This window comes from bacterium (assembly GCA_021372775.1).
Classification (GTDB): Bacteria; Acidobacteriota; Polarisedimenticolia; order J045; family J045; genus JAJFTU01.
Map to the genome: position 1 here is coordinate 1 of JAJFTU010000401.1, position 4,056 is coordinate 4,056.

General features: G+C 73.9%; 4 protein-coding genes. 2 read left to right on the forward strand and 2 right to left on the reverse strand.

The window, feature by feature from the left end; all coding sequences use genetic code 11:
• A partial coding sequence (locus LLG88_13385) for an aconitate hydratase (GenBank protein ID MCE5247900.1) occupies window positions 1-755 on the reverse strand: 755 nt, incomplete at its 3' end.
• Window positions 756-852: 97 nt separating this feature from the next.
• Entirely contained in the window at window positions 853-1,569 is a 717-nt protein-coding gene (locus LLG88_13390; protein MCE5247901.1) for a pyridoxine 5'-phosphate synthase, read from the reverse strand.
• Between the two features lie 466 nt (window positions 1,570-2,035).
• On the opposite strand from LLG88_13390, the gene LLG88_13395 reads away from it, so the two are divergent.
• Both LLG88_13395 and LLG88_13400 read left to right on the forward strand, forming a co-directional pair.
• Window positions 2,036-3,625, forward strand: coding sequence for a glycosyltransferase family 39 protein (locus LLG88_13395; protein ID MCE5247902.1), 1,590 nt, complete (start codon window positions 2,036-2,038; stop codon window positions 3,623-3,625).
• 245 nt (window positions 3,626-3,870) lie between these two features.
• Window positions 3,871-4,056 (forward strand): hypothetical protein (locus LLG88_13400; protein MCE5247903.1); only part of this gene is annotated, 186 nt, incomplete at its 3' end.

Here is a 4,056-nt window from a genome sequence, read left to right on the forward strand (position 1 = left end):
CCCTTGCCGGTGCAGGAGACCGTTTCGGTCCCCGGCCCGACGTACTCGACGATCTTCCCCGTGCCCCCCTTCACGGTGAGCAGCGAGGCGAGGCGGAGGACGATGTCCTTGGGCGCGGTCCAGCCGGAGAGCCTTCCCGTCAGCCGCACGCCGACCAGCTTCGGCCAGCGCAGCGTCCAAGGCAGACCGGCGAGCGTCTCCGCCGCGTCGGCGCCGCCGACGCCGATCGCGAGCATGCCGAGGCCGCCGGCGTTGGGGGTGTGCGAGTCGGTGCCGATCATCATGCCGCCGGGGAAGGCGTAGTTCTCGAAGACGACCTGGTGGATGATCCCCGCGCCCGGCCCCCAGAACCCGAGGCCGTAGCGCGCGGCGGCGCTGGCGAGGAAGTCGTAGACCTCGCGGTTGACCCGCCGCGCCTCCTCGACGTCGGGCGCGGCGCCGACGTGCGCGGCGATCAGGTGGTCGCAGTGGATCGTCGCCGGGACGGCGACGCTGTCCCGCCGCGCCTGCATGAACTGCAGCAGCGCCATCTGCGCCGTCGCGTCCTGCATCGCGACGCGGTCCGGGTCGAAGCAGATGTGCGTGTCGCCGCGCCGCGGAGGGATCGTCGTGCGCTCGCCGTGGGCGCAGAGCAGTTTCTCGGCGAAGGTGAGCGGCCGGCCGAACAACTCCCGCGCGGCGGCGATCTTCGCCGGAAGGGCGGCGTAGAACTTCTCGAGGAACGGAAGCTGCTCCTGCACCACGTCGCGGAACATCGCGCCCTCCGCGGGGCGGCGGTTCGGCCCGGCTCGGCGGGGGCCGCGCCGCGCGCGCCGTGCGGCCGACGCGCGCGGACGTCCCGATCCGCGCGGGCTAGGCGCCCATCGCCGCCAGCATGTCCTTCACGGCCTTGTCCAGCCCCACGAGCACGGCCCGCGCGATGAGGCTGTGGCCGATGTTGAGCTCGACGACCTGCGGGATGTCGGCGACCGGCCGCACGTTGCGGACGGTGAGGCCGTGCCCCGCGGCGACGCCGACGCCGAGTTCGCCCGCGCGCGCCGCGGCGGCGACGAGCTGGTCGAAGGCCCGCGCCCGCTCCGCGTCGCTGCGCGCGACGCTGTAGGCGTTCGTGTTCAGCTCGACCATTCCCGCGCCGTAGGACGCGGCGGCTTCGATCTGCTTCCCTTCGGGGTCGATGAACAGCGAGACGCCGATCCGCGCGCGGCGGAGCGCGCGCACGTGCGGCGCGAGGGCGCGGCGGAGCGCCGCGGCGTCGATCCCGCCGGAGGTCGTCACCTCGCCCGGCTTCTCGGGGACGAGCGTGACGAGGTCCGGCTTGACGGCGCGGGCGATCTTGAGCATCTCCGCGGTGGCGGCCATCTCGACGTTGAGGCGCGTGGTCACGACGCGGCGCAGCCGGGCGAGGTCGTCGTCGTTGATGTGGCGGCGGTCGCCGCGGATGTGGCAGGTGATGCCGTGGGCGCCGGCGAGCTCCGCCAGGACGGCCGCGGCGACCGGATCGGGCTCGGCGGCGCGACGGGCCTGCCGCACCGTGGCCACGTGGTCGATGTTCACGGAAAGGCGCTTCATTTGTCTTTGGCTCCTTGGGGGGGATTCACCAAGAAATGAGGATGCCGCGATTTTCGCGCCGATCCAACCAAAAATAAGCCCGTAAGGGCGGCTGGCGCGTCACGACGATCGTTGGACCGCGGACGATTCCACCGCGCCTGCCGCCCGACGTGATTCACGCAAAACCTCGCCTTTGACGCGTTGAACGGCCACGCGGCGCCGTGTCCGCGTCGCACGGCCGGCGCGGTGTCGCGCCGTCGTTCCGACGAGGATCGTGGCGCGGTAGGGGCGGCCGGCGCGCAATGGCGCAGAATACGCGGCGGCCCTCGGCGCGGAGCGCATCGGAGGAACGACGACGACGGCGAACGGGAAGAGCGGGCGGCGGTCGTCGTGGGGCGCGGCGGCGTTCGGGCTCCTGCTGGCGCTCGTCGTCTTCTCGGGGCTGGGGCGCGGCCTGTGGACGCCGGACGAGCCGCGCGAGGCGGGGATCGCGCGCGAGATGCTGGACGCGCCGGGCCTCGTGCCGCACCTCGGCGGCGAGCCGTTCCTCGAGAAGCCGCCGCTCTACTACTGGATCGTCGCCGGCGCGTTCGCCCTCGCCGGGCCGTCGCCGGCCGCCGCGCGCGCGGTCGGCGCGCTCGCCGTCTTCGCGACGCTGCTCGTCGTCTGGGCTTGGGGACGGCGCGCCGCTTCGCCGTTCGTCGGACGGGCCGCGGCGCTGCTGCTGGCGCTCTGCTACGGCCTTCTCAGTTCGGGCCACTGGATCCTCATCGACCCGACGCTCGCGCTCTGGCTGACGCTGGCGTTCTGGGCGGCGTGGGAGCGGATCGACGGCTCGCGTTCTCCGGGCTGGCTGACGCTGCTCTACGGCGCGCTGGCGCTGGCGTTGGCGACGAAGGGGCTCGTCGGTCTCGCGCTGCCGCTCGCCGGGCTCGCGCCGTACTGCGCGCTGCGCCGCGCCGAGAAGCCGTACCGCGCCCTCGCGCCGTGGATCGGGCTGCCGGCGCTCGCCGTCGCGGCGGCGCTCGTGATGCTCTGCTTCGCGCCGTCGCTCGGCTTCAAGGGGATCTACGAGCTCTTCTGGGTCAACCAAGTGATGCGGTTCCTCGACGCGCCCGAACTCAAGGGGCACCGCGAGCCGTTCTACGCCTACGTCGTCCTGCTGCCGGCGGTGCTGCTGCCGTGGCTCGCGCCGCTGCTCGCGCTTCTGCGCCCGAAGTTCTGGCGCGGGCGCGGCGAAACGGAGCGCCCGGCCTTGCGCGCCTTCCTCGGCTGCGTCGCCGGGGGCGGGCTGCTGCTGCTCTCGCTCGCTTCGAGCAAGCGGAACATCTACCTGATGCCGTTGCTGCCGCCGCTCGCGTTGGCGCTCGCGCTGGCGATGGACGACTGGCTGGAGCGGCGCGCGGCCGCGGCGCCGCGCTGGATGCTCGGCTGGCTGCAGTCGGGCCTGCCGGTGCTGTGGGGCGTCGCGGCGCCGGCGTTGCTGCTGGCGCGCGGCGACGCGCTGCTGAGCGACGCGCCGGGAGCGCCGAGCCCGGGTCTCGTCGCGACGCTCGCCGCGTCGCTGCTGCTGGTCGCGGTCGGCACGGCGGCGTTCACGCTGCGGGCGACGGCGCGCGACGAGCGCCGCGCGGCGTGGCGCGGCCAGGCCGTCGCGGCGGCGGTCTTCGCGTTCGCGATGCTCTGGGTCGCGGTGCCGGTGATCGACGCGCACAAGGACCTCACGCCGTTCCTGCGCGAGGTCGATCGACGGCTGCCGGCGGGGCGGGCGGTCGCGGCGCTCGGGAGCGACGAGACGCTCGTCGGGGCCGTGTCGTTCGTCTGCGGCCGCCGCGTCGAGCCGACGAGCGCGGCCGATCTCGCGCGTCCCGACGGTCCTGAGTTCGCGCTCGAGCAGTTCGATCCGGCGGAGCGGAAGGGCGTCGTTCCCGCGGGGTACGTCGCGCTCGCCGAACGCTCTTTCGGTCCGCGCCGCACGGTCCGCCTTCTGCATCGCGCGTCGTCGGCCGCAATGCCCGCGGCGCCGCCGCGTGATCGCGAAACCGCATCGCGCGTCGTCCGCGGCGCCGGCGCGTGATCGGAAATCGTAGGGGAGGCTGGCGCGCCCCGACGAACGTCTCCGCGCTCAAGATTCCACCGCGCCTGCCTCCCGAGGTGCAATACGCGGAACGTTGCCTTTGAGGCGTTGAAAGGCAACCGGGTGCTGTGTTCACGTCGGGCGGCAGGCGCGATGTCGCGCCGTTGTTCCGACGATCATCGGAGCGCGCCAGCCGCCCCTACGCGCGCGGCGGCGCGGCGCGCGTCGATCGTCATTGGCGCGGCGTGGCGTTGACGGTCATTGGCGCGGTGCGCGTCGATGGTCATTGGCGCGGCATCGACGATCGGCGGGCGGGCGCGGCGTCGAGGATCGGCGGGGCGGCGTCGGCGATCAGCGGGGCGGTGCGGTGTCGAGGATCAGCGGGGGGCGCGGCGGAGCACGAGCAGCGTGGCGTCGTCGATCGGCGGCGT

Excerpts from the sequence above, each read along its gene's own strand:
- LLG88_13390 (MCE5247901.1), bottom strand. The coding sequence starts at position 1,569 with ATGAAGCGCCTTTCCGTGAACATCGACCACGTGGCCACGGTGCGGCAG.